The organism is Paracoccus albus, from assembly GCF_027913035.1.
Classification (GTDB): Bacteria; Pseudomonadota; Alphaproteobacteria; order Rhodobacterales; family Rhodobacteraceae; genus Paracoccus; species Paracoccus albus.
This window is the reverse complement of the sequence record NZ_CP115775.1, coordinates 1,306,228-1,323,353: the sequence shown is the minus strand read 5'-3', so window position 1 is coordinate 1,323,353 and position 17,126 is coordinate 1,306,228. Positions and strand designations below refer to the sequence as shown.

15 protein-coding genes and 1 tRNA gene are annotated in these 17,126 nt (G+C 59.4%); 6 read left to right on the top strand and 10 right to left on the bottom strand.

Going from position 1 to position 17,126, the window contains the following annotated elements; genetic code table 11:
• Positions 1 to 102 precede the first annotated feature (102 nt).
• The gene (locus PAF20_RS06610; RefSeq protein WP_271072919.1) at positions 103 to 1,707 is read right to left on the bottom strand and encodes a peptide ABC transporter substrate-binding protein; all 1,605 of its coding nucleotides are present in this window, start codon (positions 1,705 to 1,707) and stop codon (positions 103 to 105) included.
• Between the two features lie 285 nt (positions 1,708 to 1,992).
• Between PAF20_RS06610 and PAF20_RS06605 the strand changes: the two genes are divergently transcribed.
• From PAF20_RS06605 to PAF20_RS06595, 3 genes are all read left to right on the top strand, one after another.
• Positions 1,993 to 2,643, top strand: coding sequence for a TRAP transporter small permease subunit (locus tag PAF20_RS06605; protein ID WP_271072918.1), 651 nt, complete (start codon positions 1,993 to 1,995; stop codon positions 2,641 to 2,643).
• Complete coding sequence (locus PAF20_RS06600) at positions 2,640 to 4,772, top strand: TRAP transporter large permease (protein ID WP_271072917.1); 2,133 nt, start codon at positions 2,640 to 2,642, stop codon at positions 4,770 to 4,772. Before PAF20_RS06605 ends, PAF20_RS06600 begins: the two co-directional genes overlap by 4 nt.
• A 146-nt stretch (positions 4,773 to 4,918) precedes the next feature.
• Positions 4,919 to 5,419 (top strand): nuclear transport factor 2 family protein, encoded by a 501-nt coding sequence (locus PAF20_RS06595; protein ID WP_271072916.1) that lies wholly within the window; start codon positions 4,919 to 4,921, stop codon positions 5,417 to 5,419.
• Here PAF20_RS06595 and PAF20_RS06590 read toward each other — a convergent pair.
• The 3 genes from PAF20_RS06590 to PAF20_RS06580 form a co-directional block, all read right to left on the bottom strand.
• Positions 5,400 to 5,744 carry a hypothetical protein gene (locus PAF20_RS06590; protein ID WP_271072915.1) on the bottom strand — a complete coding sequence of 115 codons (345 nt, stop codon included), beginning with the start codon at positions 5,742 to 5,744 and terminating at the stop codon, positions 5,400 to 5,402. The genes PAF20_RS06595 and PAF20_RS06590 overlap by 20 nt on opposite strands.
• A gap of 35 nt (positions 5,745 to 5,779) precedes the next feature.
• Positions 5,780 to 5,863, bottom strand: a tRNA-Leu gene (locus PAF20_RS06585).
• Positions 5,864 to 5,943: 80 nt separating this feature from the next.
• Positions 5,944 to 6,534 (bottom strand): flavodoxin family protein, encoded by a 591-nt coding sequence (locus PAF20_RS06580; protein ID WP_271072914.1) that lies wholly within the window; start codon positions 6,532 to 6,534, stop codon positions 5,944 to 5,946.
• A 102-nt stretch (positions 6,535 to 6,636) separates the two neighbouring features.
• Between PAF20_RS06580 and PAF20_RS06575 the strand changes: the two genes are divergently transcribed.
• Positions 6,637 to 6,996: a winged helix-turn-helix transcriptional regulator gene (locus PAF20_RS06575; RefSeq protein ID WP_271072913.1), complete on the top strand. Its 360-nt coding sequence runs from the start codon at positions 6,637 to 6,639 to the stop codon at positions 6,994 to 6,996.
• Here PAF20_RS06575 and lipA read toward each other — a convergent pair.
• The 3 genes from lipA to PAF20_RS06560 form a co-directional block, all read right to left on the bottom strand.
• The gene (lipA, locus tag PAF20_RS06570; protein WP_271072912.1) at positions 6,993 to 7,961 is read right to left on the bottom strand and encodes a lipoyl synthase; all 969 of its coding nucleotides are present in this window, start codon (positions 7,959 to 7,961) and stop codon (positions 6,993 to 6,995) included. The genes PAF20_RS06575 and lipA overlap by 4 nt on opposite strands.
• Before the next feature lie 87 nt (positions 7,962 to 8,048).
• Positions 8,049 to 8,465, bottom strand: coding sequence for a GNAT family N-acetyltransferase (locus PAF20_RS06565; protein ID WP_271072911.1), 417 nt, complete (start codon positions 8,463 to 8,465; stop codon positions 8,049 to 8,051).
• Positions 8,466 to 8,547: 82 nt separating this feature from the next.
• Complete coding sequence (locus tag PAF20_RS06560) at positions 8,548 to 9,705, bottom strand: DUF6456 domain-containing protein (protein ID WP_271072910.1); 1,158 nt, start codon at positions 9,703 to 9,705, stop codon at positions 8,548 to 8,550.
• 152 nt (positions 9,706 to 9,857) lie between these two features.
• Here PAF20_RS06560 and PAF20_RS06555 point away from each other — a divergent pair, with 152 nt between their 5' ends.
• On the top strand, positions 9,858 to 10,256 hold the full coding sequence (locus PAF20_RS06555; RefSeq protein ID WP_353620609.1) for a DUF6477 family protein: 399 nt from the start codon (positions 9,858 to 9,860) through the stop codon (positions 10,254 to 10,256).
• Positions 10,257 to 10,263: 7 nt separating this feature from the next.
• On the opposite strand, the gene PAF20_RS06550 is transcribed toward PAF20_RS06555, so the two are convergent.
• A complete protein-coding gene (locus PAF20_RS06550) occupies positions 10,264 to 11,859 on the bottom strand; it encodes a helicase HerA-like domain-containing protein (RefSeq protein ID WP_271072908.1) in 1,596 nt (531 codons plus the stop codon).
• A 513-nt stretch (positions 11,860 to 12,372) separates the two neighbouring features.
• Between PAF20_RS06550 and PAF20_RS06545 the strand changes: the two genes are divergently transcribed.
• A complete protein-coding gene (locus tag PAF20_RS06545) occupies positions 12,373 to 13,383 on the top strand; it encodes an invasion associated locus B family protein (RefSeq protein ID WP_271072907.1) in 1,011 nt (336 codons plus the stop codon).
• 80 nt (positions 13,384 to 13,463) lie between these two features.
• Here the strand turns inward: PAF20_RS06545 and PAF20_RS06540 are convergent, their stop codons facing one another.
• Both PAF20_RS06540 and pepN read right to left on the bottom strand, forming a co-directional pair.
• Entirely contained in the window at positions 13,464 to 14,363 is a 900-nt protein-coding gene (locus PAF20_RS06540) for a lysophospholipid acyltransferase family protein (protein WP_271072906.1), read from the bottom strand.
• A gap of 61 nt (positions 14,364 to 14,424) precedes the next feature.
• On the bottom strand, positions 14,425 to 16,992 hold the full coding sequence (gene pepN / locus PAF20_RS06535) for an aminopeptidase N (protein ID WP_271072905.1): 2,568 nt from the start codon (positions 16,990 to 16,992) through the stop codon (positions 14,425 to 14,427).
• Between the last annotated feature and the right edge of the window lie 134 nt (positions 16,993 to 17,126).

The window sequence follows — 17,126 nt, the reverse complement described above, 5'->3', positions numbered from 1 at the left end:
CAGGTGCCGCGAGGGCGGGCTGGTTCGAAGGAATGACCGAATACCGGGACGGGGAAAGCCCGTCCCGGTTCGTTCAGTCTAGCACATCATGCAAAGCATGGCTCAGTGCTGGGTGATGTACATGTCCTTGCCGTACCAGGAGTTCATCACGTTATCGAGCGGAAGGCCCTTCACATAGGGCTTGATCATGTCGACCTGCGCATAGTGGTAGATCGTGATGATCGGCAGCTCCTGCGCGAGGATCTCTTCCGCTGCCGTATACTGTTCGTTCGGATTTTCCGAGGTCACGGCTTCATCCAGCAGCGCGTCATATTCAGCGTTGTTGAACTCACCGTAATTCGAGCCGGTGGAACGGAAATAATCGAGGAAGGTCGAGGCTTCGTTATAATCGGCGCACCATGCATAGCGGGCCAGTTCGAAGTCCTGGTTCTGCATGCGGTCGGTGTGGACCTTCCACTCCATGTTGTTCAGCGTCAGTTCGACCCCCAGAGGCTTCCACATCTGCTGGGCGACCACGGCGATTTTCTTGTGATCTTCCGAGGTGTTGTAGTTCAGCGTCAGGCGTAGCGGGTTGTCTGAGGTAAAGCCTGCTTCTTCCAGAAGGCGCTTGGCTTCGGCCGTGCGATCTTCCTGGCTCATCGAGGCCATTTCGATTTCGGGCACCTCGAAGCCCTCCATCGCCCAATGAGTCCAGTTATAGGACGGACGCTGCCCGCCTTGCAGAACCTGCTCTACAATGATGTCGCGGTCCAGACCGAGCGCAAGGGCGCGGCGGACATTCGGATCCTTCAGTTCTTCGCGGCCCTTGTCGGACATATTCACCAAATAGCCGTAGGAACACGCATAGGGCAGCGAATAGGCCTCATCCGGGGATTCTTCTTTCAGGCGCGGATATTGACCTGCCGGAATATCGACCCGGTCCAGCTCGCCCGACTGGTAGCGGGTCAGGGCGACATTGATGTCGTTCACGGTGATGCCGGTCAGCTTGTCGAGGATGACATTCTCGGCGTCCCAGTATTCCGGGTTCTTTTCCATGGTGATCTGGACGCCCAGATCATGGCTGGCCAGCGTATAGGCGCCGTTACCCACCAGATTGCCGGGCTGGGTCCAGGCATCGCCATGCTCCTCAACCACCGATTGCAGCACCGGGAAGGTCGTCGGGTGCGACAATGTCTTGATGAAATAGGCGGTCGGCTGGGTCAGCTTCACCTCCAGCGTGTTGTCGTCAATCGCGGTCACGCCAAGCGTGTTCGGCTCTGCCTCGCCATTTACGATCTCGGTGGCGTTCACCACATTCATCAACTCAATGAACCAAGCGTATTCCGATGCTGTCGCAGGATCGACGGCACGCTGCCAGCCATAGACGAAATCCTTGGCGGTCACGGGCTCGCCATTCGACCACTTGGCTTCGGGGCGCAGGGTGAACGTATAGGTCAGGCCGTCCTCGGACATTTCATAATCCGACGCAACGCCCGGGATCATGCCGCCCTGCAGATCTTCATTCATCAGACCTTCGAAGATCTGGCGCAATACGTCAGAACCTTCGACATCGGTATTCTTCTGCGGATCGGTCGTCTTGATCGCGTCGAGCAGCCAGAAGTTGTATTCCTGCGTCTCGGCCAGTTCGTCGCCTTCTGCAACTGTTGCTGCGGCGGCTGGCAGGGTTAGCGCCATTGTCAGCGCGGTGCTCATCAGAAACTTATTCATGGGGTCGTCTCCCTGTTGGTCTTAGGCGCGTCTTTCGGCGCCGGAATGGGGCAAGGTTAGGCAAAAAGCGCGACCGCACAAGTCCCGATCGTTGCCTTTGTCGCGTTGCGCGGTTTCCGGCTTTCCGGTTCGCGTGCACAAAACCCAGCCACACTTGCCGTAAATGCCTGCTATTGCAGCATCCCCACGGTTGGGGCTTTGACAGAACCTCGCGTCACGATAAGAGGGTTTCCACAAAGGGATGCGCATCCGACGAACGAGATGCGACAGAGAGGGAGATTTCTCATGAGTGGCCTGTTGGGCCTGGCACGCGGCATCGACCGCCTTAATACGGCGGTCGGCAAGGCAGTGTCCTGGCTGATCCTGCTGGCCGTGTTGGTCAGTGCCGGGAATGCCATTGTGCGAAAGGTGTTCAGTGCATCTTCGAACATGTGGCTTGAATTGCAATGGTATCTGTACGGCGCGGCCTTCATGGGTGCGGCAGCCTACACGCTGCTGGAAAACGAACATATCCGAATCGATCTGGTTTACGGTGCATGGTCACGTCGGGTGCAGCATTGGATCGACCTGATCGGGCATGTGCTTTTCCTGATGCCCTTCACGATCCTGATGATCTATTTCCTTTATCCCTATGCCGTCCGTTCGTATGAGCGGGGCGAGGGCTCTGCCAGCTATGGCGGGCTTCTGCTGTGGCCGGCAAAGACGATCCTGCTGGTCGGCTTTCTGCTGCTGTTTTTGCAAGGCATATCAGAGATCATCAAGAAGATCGCCGTCATGCGCGGCTTGATCGAAGATCCCCACGCGCTGTCAGGCCATCACGCGCCGCTGGAGATTGATCCGGCGCTGCGCGCCGATTCGGGATTTGCCGAACCTGACCATCCGCTAACCGATCTTGATGCGGACAAGACTGATGATGGGCGGGGGACGCGCGCATGATGGAACTTATTGCGCAGAACATGGCGCCGATCATGTTCGCCTCTCTCATCCTGTTCTTGCTGTTCGGCTATCCGGTGGCATTTGCTCTGGCGGCGAACGGCTTGCTTTTCTTTGTCATCGGGGTCGAACTGGCACCGCTGTCCAGCTCTATCTATCTGGACTGGAACCTGCTGGGCACGATGCCCGATCGCTTATGGGGTGTCTTATCGAACGAGACATTGCTGGCGATTCCCTTCTTCACCTTCATGGGCATATTGCTGGAGAAGTCCGGCATGGCAGAGGACCTGCTGGACACGATCGGTCAGCTTTTCGGCCCGGTGCGCGGCGGTCTGGCCTACGCGGTCGTGATCGTGGGTGCGCTGCTGGCGGCGACGACGGGCGTTGTTGCGGCGTCGGTGATCGCGATGGGTCTGATTTCGCTGCCGATCATGCTGCGCTATGGCTATGACCGGCGGCTGGCATCGGGCGTGATCGCGGCATCGGGTACGCTCGCTCAGATCATCCCGCCCTCGCTTGTGCTTATCGTGATGGCAGACCAGTTAGGCCGTTCCGTTGGGGATATGTACAAGGGTGCGCTGATTCCCGGCCTCGTGCTGACCGGCATCTACCTTCTGTATATCTTCGTCATGTCGATCATCCGGCCAAGCGCGGTTCCGGCCCTGCCGAAAGAGGCGCGGACGCTCGGCTCCGGCGTCATTTCCCTGCTGGTTCTGGTCGTTCTTGGCGTGGCAATCTTCTATGCGGCGCATCACTTCCTGTCGCCGTCGCAGGGCACCAATGCAGATATTCTGGGCGCGGCGCTTGCCGTCGCGGCGATGTATCTGATCGCGACGGCCGATAAAGAAGGCTGGCGCTTCCTGATCAAGGTCGCGGCGGGCATCGTCTGTGCGGCGCTTTCCTGGATGGCACTGCATTTCGTCAACGGGCTGGACCCGGTGCAGGCGCTCAGCACGAACACCCGCACGGGCGTGCTGATCGCAAGTGTCTTTGGCGCGGCCATTCTGGCATTCGTGCTGTATTCGGCGGTGATCCGCATGATTGCCGGTGTCATCGACTTCACCTGGCATGAAAGCCACGGCTTCGGCATCACCAGCAGGCTTGCCCAGCAGGTCATCATCGTGCTGGTGCCTCCACTGGCGCTTGTGTTCTTCGTGCTCGGCACGATCTTCCTTGGCTGGGCCACCCCGACCGAGGGCGGGGCGATGGGCGCAGTTGGCGCGTTGGTTCTGTCGGCGATGAAAGGACGCCTGAACCTGGAGGTGATCAAGTCGGCGCTTGCCTCGACCACGCGTCTGGCCAGCTTCGTGATGTTCATCCTGATCGGGGCGCGGGTGTTCTCGCTGACCTTCTACGGCGTCAACGGCCATATCTGGGTCGAGCATCTGCTGACATCGCTTCCGGGCGGGGAATATGGCTTTCTGATCGTGGTTTCGATCATGGTATTCTTCCTGGCCTTCTTCCTCGATTTCTTCGAACTGGCGTTCATCATCGTACCGCTGCTGGCCCCTGCCGCCGAAAGCCTTGGTATCGACCTGATCTGGTTCGGGGTCATCCTTGGCGTGAACATGCAGACCAGCTTCATGCACCCGCCATTCGGCTTTGCCTTGTTCTACCTGCGATCTGTTGCGCCGCGCGTGGCCTATACGGACCGTATCACGGGACGGGTGATCGACGGTATCAAGTCCAGCCATATCTATTGGGGTGCCGTGCCCTTCGTATTCATCCAGATAGCAATGATCGCGGTCGTGATCCTCTTCCCCGGCCTGGTCATGCACTACAAGGGTGCGCCGGTGGATATGGAAAATGTCGAGATCAATATTCCGATGGGCGGCGACGATGACGGTCTGGGTGGCTTTGGCGCGCTTGGCGGTCTGGGCGGTTCGCCTTTCGGCAACGATGCAGCACCGGGTGATGCATCTGATGATGGCGCCACGTCTGGTGGTCTGGGCGGCGGGCTTGGCGATCTCGGTGGCCCGCCCAGCTTCGGCGAACCGGCAGAGCCGCCCGCAGACGGCGAGGGGGCCGGGACAGATGCCGCGCCCGAAGCTGCGCAGGAAAGCGGCGTATCATCTGGCGGCATGGACCCGCTTGCCGGGCCGCCGCCGGGGCTTGCCCCGCCATCGGACTGAAACCGGAACGGGGGCCACGCGCCCCCGTTTTTCTTGAACAGCGAGACAACCTTTTCCCCGTCACAGAACGAGGGATTCCACGGGCTGGCGCGATATCGTTTCTTATGTTAACGGTTCTTACATTGGTATTTCGTGGGAGTTTCTGAATGTATCATTCCTTCGTCCGCCGCCGGATCCGCAACCTTTTCGAACATATCAATCAGGGCAACGCACAGCCCTTTCTCGATGGGCTGGCACCGGAATTTGAGCATATTTTCATCGGCGATCACGCAATGGCCGGCAGGCGTATCAGCCGCGAACAGACTGCGGAATGGTACGCGCGCCTTTACCGGCTGCTGCCCAAAATCACCTTTGATCCGCAGCGCATAGATGTGGCAGGCGGGCCGTGGAACACCATCGCTGTTGTGGAATGGTTCGAAAGCAATGAAGCATCAGATGGCGTCGCGACCACCACGGCTGGCGTCCATGTCGTGACAATCAAGTGGGGCAAGGTGACGCGGCTTCTGATCCTTTCGGACACCGCGACTGTCCATGACATGCTGGCCCGCACCGCAGAATCCAGCGGCGGAGAAAGCCAGTCCCCCGCACTTGATGAGGCACCCGGCTGGCCTGCGCCGGTCGGTGAGACTAGCAGGTCTCTGGGTTAAGCGGGTCTTCGCAATCCAGATCGACGTCAGACAGCGCACGCGCCCTGCGGCGCAGCGCTTCGGCCCGAGGCGGCAGGGCCGGATCGATTGCGCCATCCTGCGCGGTGACCTCTGCCGAGGATACCGCAAGGGCGGCACCGGCCGATTCCAGATCCGAACGCACCTGATCAGGGCTGCCAGCAGCAATCTGCGCGTGGCTGGGAATGCTTGGCTCTGCCAGCAATTGATCCGTGGGCAGCAGGTCAGGATAATCGCCGGCACGATCCCCGCAGGCCGCCAGCATCAGCGGCACAAGGATCAAAGCGGGCAGGGCGCGTATCGCCATCACTGTTCCTTTACGCGCTTGCTTCTGCAACTGGCTGGTACCCGAGGCCGGACTCGAACCGGCATGCCTTGCGGCGGCGGATTTTGAATCCGCTGCGTCTACCATTCCGCCACTCGGGCCAATGCGACCATTGCGATAGCCGGAAAAGCGCCCGGCGGCAAGGGGGAGCCGCCGGGTATGGCCGTCCGTCGGGCGTGGTTCAGGCCGCGACTTGCCGTGCTATGGCATGATGCGCGGCCAGTTCGGCGATGCGCTGACCGTAAAGCCGCCCGGCCTGAAGATCGCCGGGGAAGGGACCCTGCTCGGGCGTAGAATCAGACCGCGCGATCCCCATCAGCCCGGTGGAAAAGCCGCTCCAGTTCACGTCGTCTGGCGTATGCGACAAGGCATTGTTTGGCAGAAGCGCCGGCCCGACCCATAACTGACCATGCTGCTGCGCGAAAGTTATCAGCCATGACATCGTCTCACCCTTGTCGCCGACGGTGCTGGCCGAGACGGTAAAGCCGCCCGCGATTTTTTCTGCCCATGCCTGTTTCAACCACGGCTTGGAACTGGCATCGGCGAAGCGTTTGAACTGCCATGCGACATTGCCCATGTAAGTCGGACTGCCATAAATCAGACCGTCGGCCGCTTCGATGGCCGCCCAGTCAGCATCGCCGATAACCCCGTCATCGGGGATGCGGATTTCGAAAGGGGTGGCCCCTTTGTCTCGGACGCCCTGAATGACGGCCTCAGCCAGCTTGGCGGTGTGGCCATAGCCGCTGTAATAGATGATTGCGATATTGGTCATGGTCGCTTCCTTTGGTTTTGATGTCAGGAAGCTGCGACCTTTACTTTCAGAAGGAAAGTAGGCACCTTTTGGTAACCGAGTTACCCACGAGGAAGATTCACTGTGAAAGCTGAGCGCGCCCTGCACGAAAAAAATCTGAACTGCTGCCCGGTCGAACGTCTTCTGAGCGTCGTGTCCGGGCAGTGGACGGCCTATCTGCTGTGGGTGCTGCATGAGAACGGGCCGCAGCGATTCGGCGCGTTGCAGCGTCTGGTGCCGGGAATTTCCACCAAGGTGCTGACAGAAAGGCTGCGGATGCTGGAGGCTGCGGGCCTTCTGGATAGAGAGCAGGCTGCGACGATCCCTCCGCAGGTCACCTATTCGCTGACCGAACGCGGGCTGGAATTGCGCGTCCTGATGAACGGGCTGGGCGAGGTCGCGCGTCGCTGGGATGCCGAAGGCTGGCGTCCGCCCGCGCGTTAGGCCCGGCCCAGTTTGGCCAGCCTTGCATCGCGAAGCTGCGCGAAATCGTCGCCGGCGTGGTAGCTCGACCTTGTCAGGGGCGTGGCTGAAACCATCAGGAAGCCTTTGCCATAGGCCGATTTTTCATAACCCTTGAATTCGTCCGGGCTGACAAATCGGTCGACGCGGTGATGTTTCGGCGTCGGCTGCAGATACTGGCCGATAGTCATGAAATCGACATCCGCCGCGCGCATATCATCCATGACCTGCATAACGCCCTGCCGATCCTCGCCCAAGCCCACCATGATGCCGGATTTGGTGAACATCGCGGGGTCGAGTTCCTTGACCCGTTGCAACAGCCGCAGAGAGTGGAAATAGCGTGCACCGGGCCGGACCGAGGGATAAAGGCCGGGAACCGTTTCGAGGTTGTGGTTGAAAACGTCGGGGCGCGCCTCGACAACGATTTCAAGCGCTTCGGGACCGCATTTCAGAAAGTCCGGGGTCAGCACCTCTATGGTCGAACCCGGCGAGCGGTGGCGGATGGCGCGGATAACCTGGGCGAAATGCTCTGCCCCGCCATCCTCCAGATCATCGCGGTCGACCGAGGTGATGACGACGTGGTTCAGGCCCAGCTTCTGAACTGCATGGGCGACGCGGCCGGGTTCAAAAGGATCAAGCGCATTTGGCTTGCCGGTGATGATATTGCAGAAGGAACAACCGCGCGTGCAGATGTCACCCATAATCATCATCGTGGCGTGACCCTGCGACCAGCATTCGCCGACATTAGGGCAGCCGGCTTCCTCACACACCGTTGACAGCTTGTTCTCGCGCAGAATGTCGCGGGTTTCCTTGTAGCCCTGCGAGGTTGGCGCCTTTACACGAATCCAATCCGGCTTTTTCGGCTGCGCCTGATCCGGCCGATGGGCCTTTTCAGGGTGGCGGGCACGGGCCGCAAGGGCGCGAAGGGCAGGGGGCTGTTCGGTCATGGCGGCCTCTGATCGGTATCAGAACCAGAAGTAATCGCTTTCCGCTGCGTGATCAACGGCGTGTGGGGCAGGGCTGCCATGCACGGTTCAGCTGCGGCGCAGCGCCATCCCCACCGAGGCAGGCGACACCTCCGCAAAGCCATATTGCCGGTAAAGGCGGTCGGCAGGCTTGTCGGCAATCAGGCTGACATACGCGGTATCAGGTAATTCATTCAGCACATGATCCATCAAGGCGTTCATGATGTGCTTGCTCAGCCCCTTGCCCTGATGGGCGGGATCAACCGCAATATCGGTAATCTGAAAAAAGCAGCCGCCATCGCCGATGATCCGGCCCATGCCAATGGCCTGTCCGTGAACCTCGACAACGACGGCAAAGATGCTGCGCGGAAGGCCGAGTTCGGCAGCTGCTGCTGAGAATGCGCTCAGTCCGCAGACTTGTCGCAAGTGAAGATATTCATCGACTGTCGGGCAGCGGGCGGCGATGGAATAGGGGGCTTCTGGCATTTTTGTTCCTGATATTTTCGATGAACGTGCCAGCCGACATGCCGAAAGGAAAGGCCACCTTTTCCGGCAGCCTTTCACTTGCCTATCCGATCAACGGCCCACCAGGACCATATCGCCCCTCATAATGCCGGGCGAGACGTTCCAGAGCCAGTTTCAACACCACCTTGCCGGATCGGGCAGACCAGCCCAGGCGGCGTTCTGTCATCTCCAAACCCTCCAGATAGCAGCAGACGCGAAGGGCCAGATCGCCCATTCCTGGGCCCAACTCGCGCAGCGCCTCTGCCACGCGGTTGCGGGCGGAATCCGATCCGCCGGACGACGACGCGCCGAATGTGCCGCTGTCAATACCGGCGGTCATGAAGCGTTGCCAGTTCTGGGTGATCCGCGGCCCCATCTGCGCAAGTTCGAAGTCTTCGCGCAATTGTTCACCCGCAGCGACCAGACGCGGGTTCAGGAACGCATCGCCCTTGGCATCGCGGCGCCGCGCCAGCAGCAGCAACGGACTTTCAGCGATGTTGACGCGCATCCGCCGCGGCTTGTTTTCTTCTGGGTCGGGCAATGTGCGTGCCTCCCAGACCCGGTGCTGGTCCGCGTGGTGAAACGTCGCGGCGGCTTCTTCCATGCCTTGGCTGGAAACAGGTTTTGCATCGGCAAAGTCGCGGGCACGCGGTAGCCCGCCATCGCCCTGTCCAAGGCTTCTCAGGGCGGCGCGTCCGGCGGCAGAGATTCGGTAGCGGCTCATTTTCTTGCCCTGTGCGACAGGGCTTATCCAGTTCCGGAGTGCCAGCTGCTCTGCTTCGCTGCGTTCCAGCACCATCGTGCGGATATCGGCACGCGTTACGATCGCCTTTTTCATTGACGCCGCGACGACCAATTCTGCCCCGCTTTCGGCGAGACGACGAAGGATGCGCCTGTTCTGTTCCCCTTGATCGCGCAGGCTACGTTTGTGCGCGCCATCATGGCCAAGCTTGCGCAGCGCATTATCAACCAGCGGATCATCGCGCCGCGCTTCGAAACGGCGGATACGGCGCAGGATGGTGGACGGGTGGCAGCCCTCTGCCCGTGCGATTGAGCGTATCGATTCACCATTTTCGACATGCCGGAGATAAAGCCGTGCCCCATCTGTAAGCTCACCTTCACAAGCGATGTCCCGATGCAGCACCAAGGCTGTTTCCGTCATCTCACTTGTGCTGGCAGTCACAGGCTGGGCCATGTCGAAATCCGGCTTAAGAACGGTCATTGTCTTCCCTTTTGTTGAAACAGGCCGGACGGCAATGGCTGATCCTTTCGTTAAAATGCCGTTCGTTCGACCAGGTTATGGTTAAGAAGAACTGCATAATTGCTAAGCAAACATTAAAGAATTAATTCACAATCGAGCGTTGCAACAGTCAGATGTGCAACACAACCATTAGTTGTGCGAAGGTGAGCGCGCTTGAACCTGTGAGGATCTTGAAGATGAGCTTCATGAACGACCCCAAAATTTTTACATTTCCGCAACCGCAACAACGGTTGAAGCGACCGGCACCTTTGATTCGAGCCGCCCGTTCAGGGCAGTCCGGGTGGAATCCCAGTCGGGATCTGGCGCGACTGATTGGGCGTGACGAACTGCCGTCGCCGCATATCGTGTCGCGTCTGCTGCATTCGGCAGAGCAGGCATGTGAGGACGCCCGGCGCGCAGGACGCGCCGATTACGACGTCCATCGTCATATCATGTTGCTGATCGCGCTATTGGCGGAACTGACCGCAGTGCAAGGGTCTGCGCGTGCACAGCAATCACGCGGTGCGCGGTGACAAAGCCTCAGCGGCCGCGGAACAGGCCACCCAGCACACCGCGCATGACGGATCGGGTACCCTGGCGTCCCAATTCTCTTGCAACGGATTTGCCGAAGGTCTCCAGAACCGAGTCGCGGCGGGAGCTTCTCTTTTTTGTCGAACTTCCATCTTTCCCGGATGCAGGAATGGTCAGCTTCGGATTATAGCGGCGGGCGCGGGTGAATTCCTCATCCTTCTGTCCGCCGACAACCCAAAGGTCGCTGTCATCATCCGGTGTCGCGGTTTCCTGTGCCTCTTTTGCTGCTGCCTGCGCACGCTCGATCAGAATTTCCTGTGCGGATTCGCGGTTCAGCGGCGTATCATATTTTTGCCCCATGACAGAGGTTTTCAGGACCTCCGAACGTTCCTCATCCGTGATCGGCCCCAGTTGAGAAAAGGGCGGCCGGATCAACGTGCGCATGGCCACACCCGGCACCCCCTTTCGTTCAAGGAAAGAGGTCACCGCTTCGCCCGTACCGACTTGCTGTATCGCGTCGGCAATGTCGAAATCGGGATTGGGACGATAGTTTTCCGCCGCCAGACGCAGGGCCTTCTGATCTTTTGCCGTAAAAGCGCGAAGGGCATGCTGGACGCGGTTGCCCAGCTGCCCGAGGATATCTTCCGGCACATCGGTTGGATTCTGGCTGATGAACCACACGCTGACGCCTTTGGATCGGATCAGGCGGGCGACCTGTTCGATCTTGTCGATCAGGGCCTTGGGCGCATCATCGAACAGTAGATGCGCCTCATCGAAGAAAAAGGCACAGACCGGCTTGGCCGGGTCGCCGACCTCTGGCAGTTGCTCGAACAGTTCGGACAGCAGCCACAGCAGGAATGTCGAGTAAAGGCGCGGCGCATTCATCAGTTTATCGGCAGCAAGGATATTGATCATCCCCTTGCCATTGCCATCCACACGCAGGATGTCGTTCAGTTCAAGCGCCGGCTCGCCGAAAAGCTGGTCACCGCCTTCGTTTTCCAGCGTCAGAAGGGACCGCTGGATTGCACCGACCGATGCCGTGCTGACATTGCCATAGGTAAGCGACAGTTCTGAAGAGTTCTCTCCAACCCAGACAAGCATCGCCTGAAGATCTTTCAGGTCCAGAAGCGCCAGCCCCTGCTCGTCGGCGACGCGGAAGGCGATGTTCAGCACGCCTTCCTGAACATCCGTCAGGCCCAGCAGGCGGGACAGCAGCAACGGCCCCATTTCCGCTGGCGTTGTCCGGACGGGGTGACCCTTTTGCCCGAACACATCCCAGAATGTGACAGGATATTGTTGGTAATCTAGCTCCAGCCCGATCTGCCCGGCGCGTCTGGCAAATGCCTCGTGCAGCTTTGCCTCTGCAGAGCCGGACTTCGCCAGACCGGAAAGGTCACCTTTCACATCGGCAAGGAAAACGGGGACACCGCATTGAGACAGCGATTCGGCCAGGGTCTGCAGCGTCACAGTCTTGCCCGTGCCCGTCGCGCCAGCGATCAGCCCGTGCCGATTGGCGTAACCGGTCAGAAGCACCTCTGGCTCTGCGTAATCCGGGCCCGCACCCCCGACGAAGATGCTGCCGCTTTCCATATCGATGTTGTTCATAGGCATCCTTTCGCGCATTTTCGCCGTTTTCTGCAACATGCGTGCGGAAAGACAATACTAATTTAGATTTTTTGTGCCACAGTGGGGGTGTTCGTGGAACTATCTGAGTTTCTCGCGAACAATTCCTCCCTGTTGGACTGCCGCGCCTTCGGGCGCGGCTTTTTTGGGAGGATAACAATGTCATTCAAATTTTACATGACGCTGATCAAAATATCCGAAAGAATAGTTGACGCAACTTATACCCCCTATTACCGTTTCGGCAATCAGAAGACCGGCCAGTCCGGCAGGGAGAGAAAGGGTCACGCCTGCGTGGCCCTTTTTAACGTTTTGTTAATTCGTTCTCTGAGAAATTGCCGTTCGATCCCGGAAAATCGGTGAGCATTTACCCTAAACCGGACTGTGACGAATCTGTGTGGCAAATGCAGAGGTTCTGACCTGACAATCTTCCGCGCAGGTGCTAACGCTCTTCCAATCGCGTTGACGATGAGACCGCGTTTACGGAAGGAGACACGCATGTCACCGAAGACTACCTCGACCGCACTAGCGTTGATTTTCGCGCTGAGCGCTGCGCCAGTTCTGGCCCAAACCACGACCGAAGCGCCGCCTGCCGATGCGCCCGCAGACGCAGCTAGCGATGCAGCCGCTGCGGCTGCAAGCGCCGCCGATCAGGCCGCTGATGCTGCCGAAGGTGCAGCCGAAGCGACCGGCGAAAACGCAGAAGCCGCCGCCGATGCAGCGGCAGCCGCTGCCAGTGACGCCGCCGCAGCGGCAGAGAACGCGGCCGACGCTGTGGCGGATGCCGTAACGGATTCAGCAGAACCTGCAGAAGAAGAGGCATCAGAAGCAGCGCCGACAGAGGAAGAGGCGCCCGCCGAAACCGCCCCCGCCGCAGAAGAGGCTACGGCAGAAGGTGCGACGGAGGCCGAATCCGAAGAGCCGCCGGTTGGTGCTTATTATCCGCGCACAACACATGGCGACTGGACGCTGCGCTGCATCAGGACTGCCGACGGCGCTGATCCCTGCGAATTGTATCAGCTTATGACTGACGGGCAGGGCAACTCTGTCGCGGAGATCACGCTGATCCCGCTGAGCAATGGCGGCCAAGCCGTTGCCGGGGCAACGATTGTGACCCCGCTTGAAACCGACCTGACGCAAGGGCTTCGCCTGCAGATCGATTCGGGCGCGGCGAACGTCTATCCGTTCAACTTCTGCGCCCCGGTCGGATGTGTGGCCCGCCTGGGGCTGACATCAGGTGAACTCAACTCTCTGAAGCGTGGCAATGCGGCGACTGTCAGCCTGCTGCCCTATGGCGCAAGTGCGGATCAGGTGGTCGGTCTGACCATGTCGCTGACCGGTTTCACAGCAGGCTATGCAGAGCTTGAAACAGCCGTTGCGGAAATGCGCGAAGCGGCTGCGGCCGCTGAAGCAGCAGCACCGGCAGAAACGCCCGCCGCGACCCCTGCAGAAGGCGCGACCGACGCACCCGCCGAGCCTGCATCGGAAGAGGCAGCGCCAGCACAGTAAGTGCACATATAACCAAAGAAAGGGGCCCTCGCGGCCCCTTTTTTTATGCAGTCCGGCCGGGTCAAAGCAGCGTCGGGCGCTCAGATATGTTTGAAGATACGTCGCTTGACCAAACGAGTGGTCGAAACCGGGCGGGTATCCGCGGGTTCCGGCAGCGACAGCACGATCCGGCGCAACATCTCGATCGCCTCTTCACTTTTCACTGGCAATGATCCCGCCGGGACCGGTGCGCCGATCGTGATCTGATATTGCTGACCGGCCTTGTTCAGCACCTCGTGGAACAGCGTCACATCACGTAATGTCGGATGGATCGCGTCGAACAGGTAGAACAGGATAGAGTTGCGCGCCCTGATCCGCAGCGGGATGACCGGCACGTCCATTTTGCGCGCAATCATCGCGGCAGAGGCCATCCACGGGCGTTCATGCAGGGTCAGCTTTCGCCGCTTGGCCAGCCGGCCCGATGGGAAGATCAGCCCGATTCGATCCTCTGCCAGCCAGGCGCGGGTCTGTTCCATCGTCGCACGGGTTTTGGCGTGGGTGCGCTTGTCCTGCCGCCACTCCACCGGGACGATCATATCCTCAAGCTGTGGTAAGACGCGCAGAATATCCTGGTTCGTGTAGATGAACAGATCCTTACGGACCCGCCCGATCAGCGAATAAAGCACGATCCCATCGGCAATTCCCGTCGGATGATTGGCGACGATCAGGGCTGGTCCGTCCTTCGGAATATGCTCCAGCCCAGAAACCTCCAGATCGCGGATGATCATGTTTTCCATCGACTGGAAAATCTGATCGGTCGGGATGTCACGAAACTTCGCGCCCAGATCGAGCGTGGTCGGATAGCCCAGCATCCGCATAAGCAAAGCCCGCGCGGCATTGTGATGCATCCGCCCCGAGAATAACCACGGTGCCCGCTCTTCGATCAGCGGGTCGAGACGCTTCTGCATCTCATCACGGGGGGTCAGGCTTTCGCTGCTCATGGCCGTGATTATCGCCCCGCCAACGCCCACCCGCAAGAGGGCGTTGGCATCGTGCCGCCTATTACGAAGCGTTACGGATACGGGTGATCATTTCTCCGAGGTTTTTCGACAAGTTAGGGGTTTCAAGTATCCGGTCGAGTGCGGCTTTGGCATGGGACTGTCGGGTGGGGTCGTATCGCGTCCAGCTTTCAAACGCGGTCGACATCCGTGCAGCGATCTGCGGATTGGCGCCGTCCATCCGGATCAACCAGTCAGCCAGGAACGCATAGCCCGCGCCATCGGCACGGTGGAAGCCCGCATGGTTCGCGCTGAGCCCGCCGATCAGGGCGCGGAATCGGTTGGGGTTCTTCCAGTCGAAATCAGAATGCGCTGCAAGTTCCTGAGCGACCGCGACAGCCCGATCCGGTTCTGCGCTGATCGTCTGGATCATGAACCACATATCCATGACCAACCGTATGTGTCTGAATTCGGTATAGAAAGAATGAATCTGGCTTTCCGCGACACCGGCAGAAACCAGCATTGAAAGCGCCGCTGCACGTTCGGTCATATTGTCGGTCGAGGCGTAGAGATCAGCGGCACCCGCACCACCGTCAATCCGGTTGAGCAGCGACAACGCGGCGAGACGAAGCGACCGCTTTCCAGCCGATTCCGCATCCGGGCGATACGCGCCGCTAAGCTTCATGTCGTTGAAAACCTGCTTCAGGTCGCCCTCATGCGCATTGGCAATTGCGGCGGCGAGGTCCTCGCGGGCGGTATGGATTGCGTCCGGGTCCGGTGTTGCACCCTCAGCGGCTATGGCGACGGCTATTTCCTCTTCGCTTGGAAGTTCCAGACAGAGGGCGCGGAATGCCGGGTCCGCATCGCCATCGGCAAGAATTCGCCCAAACGCATCGATATATTCCGAATCCGGCCGCTGTCCGCCGATCATCGCGCGCAATGTCTGCCGGGCAAGCTGTCGCCCTGCCTCCCATCGGGCGAAAGGGTCAGTGTCATGGGCAAGCAGAAACGCCAGCCCAGCCGAATCAATATCGCGTTTCAGAACGACCGGTGCGGAAAAGCCGCGCAGAACAGAGACAACCGGGCGCGAAGAGAGGTTGTCGAAGTTGAAGCTCTGCGTCGCCTCTGTCATTTCCAGCACGGTCGAAGGCAGTACCTCATCACCGTTGTGCGACAGCAGGCCAATCTCAACCGGAATAACACGCGGCGGCTTTTCGTCCTGACCGGGGGTGGGGGGCGTGGACTGCGTGAACTCCAGTCTCAGACGGCCCGCATCGCCATCCCAATGCTCTGCCATCGTCAGTTCCGGCGTGCCTGCGTCTGAATACCAACGCTTGAATTGCGTCAGGTCGCGGCCCGTCGCATCTTCGAAAACCTTCAGCCAGTCCTCAATCGTCGCGGCATCGCCGTCATGGCGATCAAAATAGAGGTCCAACGCCTTGGCATAACCTTCCTCACCGACGAGTCGTTTGAGCATACCGATAACCTCGGCACCTTTCTCATAGACAGTCGCAGTGTAGAAATTGTTGATCTCGACATAGGATTCCGGGCGCACGGGATGGGCCAGCGGACCCTGATCTTCGCGAAACTGACGTGCACGCAGTGTGCGCACGTCCTGAATACGCTTCACCGCAGCACTTCGCATATCCGCCGTGAACTGCTGGTCACGGAAAACGGTCAGCCCTTCCTTCAGGCAAAGCTGGAACCAGTCGCGGCAGGTGATACGGTTGCCGGTCCAGTTGTGGAAATATTCATGCGCGATCACCCCTTCGATCCGTTCGTAATCATTGTCAGTCGCGGTTTCCGGCGTGGCGAGGACCAGCTTGGAATTGAAGATATTCAGACCCTTGTTTTCCATCGCCCCCATGTTGAAATCATCAACGGCGACGATGTTGAAAACGTCCAGATCGTATTCGCGTCCATAAGTATCCTCATCCCATTTCATCGACCGGATCAGACTGTCGAGCGCATAGTCGGCGCGTGGCTCGTCACCGGGGCGCACCCAGACATTCAGATCGACATGCCGCCCGGATTTCGTGGTGAAATCACCCGAGACAGCGCGCAGGTCACCGGCGACGAGCGCGAACAGGTAGGCGGGCTTCGGCCAGGGATCGTGCCAGACAGCGACGCCGTCCGCAGAGGAGACCGGGTTGCCGTTGGAAAGCAGCACGGGCAGATCAGATCGGATCGTGACCTCGAACGGCGCCATGACATCGGGCCGGTCGGGATAGGGGGTGATGTGGCGAAACCCCTCTGCCTCGCATTGGGTGCAGAAGATGCCGTTCGAAAGATAGAGCCCTTCGAAAGCGGTATTGGCCGACGGGTCTATGACGACCTCGGTCGACAAGGTGAAGTCGCCATCGGGCGCTGAAATGGACAGAACCTCCTCTTCACGGCGATAATCCGCCGATGAAAGCTTCCGCCCGTCGATGCTGATGCTGCGCAGATCGACGCCCGCGCCAATGTCCAGAACCAGATCGCCCGTGTCCCGCCGCGTCAGGTCAAGTTCAGCCAGAACAACTGTTTCCTTGGGGTCCAGCCGCACATCCAGTCGGGTTTGGCGCAATGTGAAAGGGTAGGGCCTGTAATCCGAAAGAAGCGTCGGAGTCTGATGGCGTACGGGCTGGTTCATGTTTTCACCTTCCGAGAAAATGCTTGAGATGCGGGAACTTGTCCGTTGCGCTTGAGTTAAGCGCAGGATAGCTGCCTCGCAAGCCATGAAGGTAAGTGCATGGTTTGTAAGGGTAAGGCCCTCAAGAGTGAATT

What these genes read in the sequence shown, in the direction of transcription:
- PAF20_RS06595 (WP_271072916.1), top strand. Translation starts at nt 4,919, where the DNA reads ATGTATCATTCCTTCGTCCGCCGCCGGATCCGCAACCTTTTCGAACAT.
- PAF20_RS06590 (WP_271072915.1), bottom strand. Translation starts at nt 5,744, where the DNA reads ATGGCGATACGCGCCCTGCCCGCTTTGATCCTTGTGCCGCTGATGCTG.
- lipA (WP_271072912.1), bottom strand. Translation starts at nt 7,961, where the DNA reads ATGACCGAACAGCCCCCTGCCCTTCGCGCCCTTGCGGCCCGTGCCCGC.
- PAF20_RS06605 (WP_271072918.1), top strand. Translation starts at nt 1,993, where the DNA reads ATGAGTGGCCTGTTGGGCCTGGCACGCGGCATCGACCGCCTTAATACG.
- PAF20_RS06580 (WP_271072914.1), bottom strand. Translation starts at nt 6,534, where the DNA reads ATGACCAATATCGCAATCATCTATTACAGCGGCTATGGCCACACCGCC.
- PAF20_RS06550 (WP_271072908.1), bottom strand. Translation starts at nt 11,859, where the DNA reads ATGAACAACATCGATATGGAAAGCGGCAGCATCTTCGTCGGGGGTGCG.
- PAF20_RS06610 (WP_271072919.1), bottom strand. Translation starts at nt 1,707, where the DNA reads ATGAATAAGTTTCTGATGAGCACCGCGCTGACAATGGCGCTAACCCTG.
- PAF20_RS06545 (WP_271072907.1), top strand. Translation starts at nt 12,373, where the DNA reads ATGTCACCGAAGACTACCTCGACCGCACTAGCGTTGATTTTCGCGCTG.
- PAF20_RS06600 (WP_271072917.1), top strand. Translation starts at nt 2,640, where the DNA reads ATGATGGAACTTATTGCGCAGAACATGGCGCCGATCATGTTCGCCTCT.
- pepN (WP_271072905.1), bottom strand. Translation starts at nt 16,992, where the DNA reads ATGAACCAGCCCGTACGCCATCAGACTCCGACGCTTCTTTCGGATTAC.
- PAF20_RS06555 (WP_353620609.1), top strand. Translation starts at nt 9,858, where the DNA reads ATGTGCAACACAACCATTAGTTGTGCGAAGGTGAGCGCGCTTGAACCT.
- PAF20_RS06560 (WP_271072910.1), bottom strand. Translation starts at nt 9,705, where the DNA reads ATGACCGTTCTTAAGCCGGATTTCGACATGGCCCAGCCTGTGACTGCC.
- PAF20_RS06540 (WP_271072906.1), bottom strand. Translation starts at nt 14,363, where the DNA reads ATGAGCAGCGAAAGCCTGACCCCCCGTGATGAGATGCAGAAGCGTCTC.
- PAF20_RS06565 (WP_271072911.1), bottom strand. Translation starts at nt 8,465, where the DNA reads ATGCCAGAAGCCCCCTATTCCATCGCCGCCCGCTGCCCGACAGTCGAT.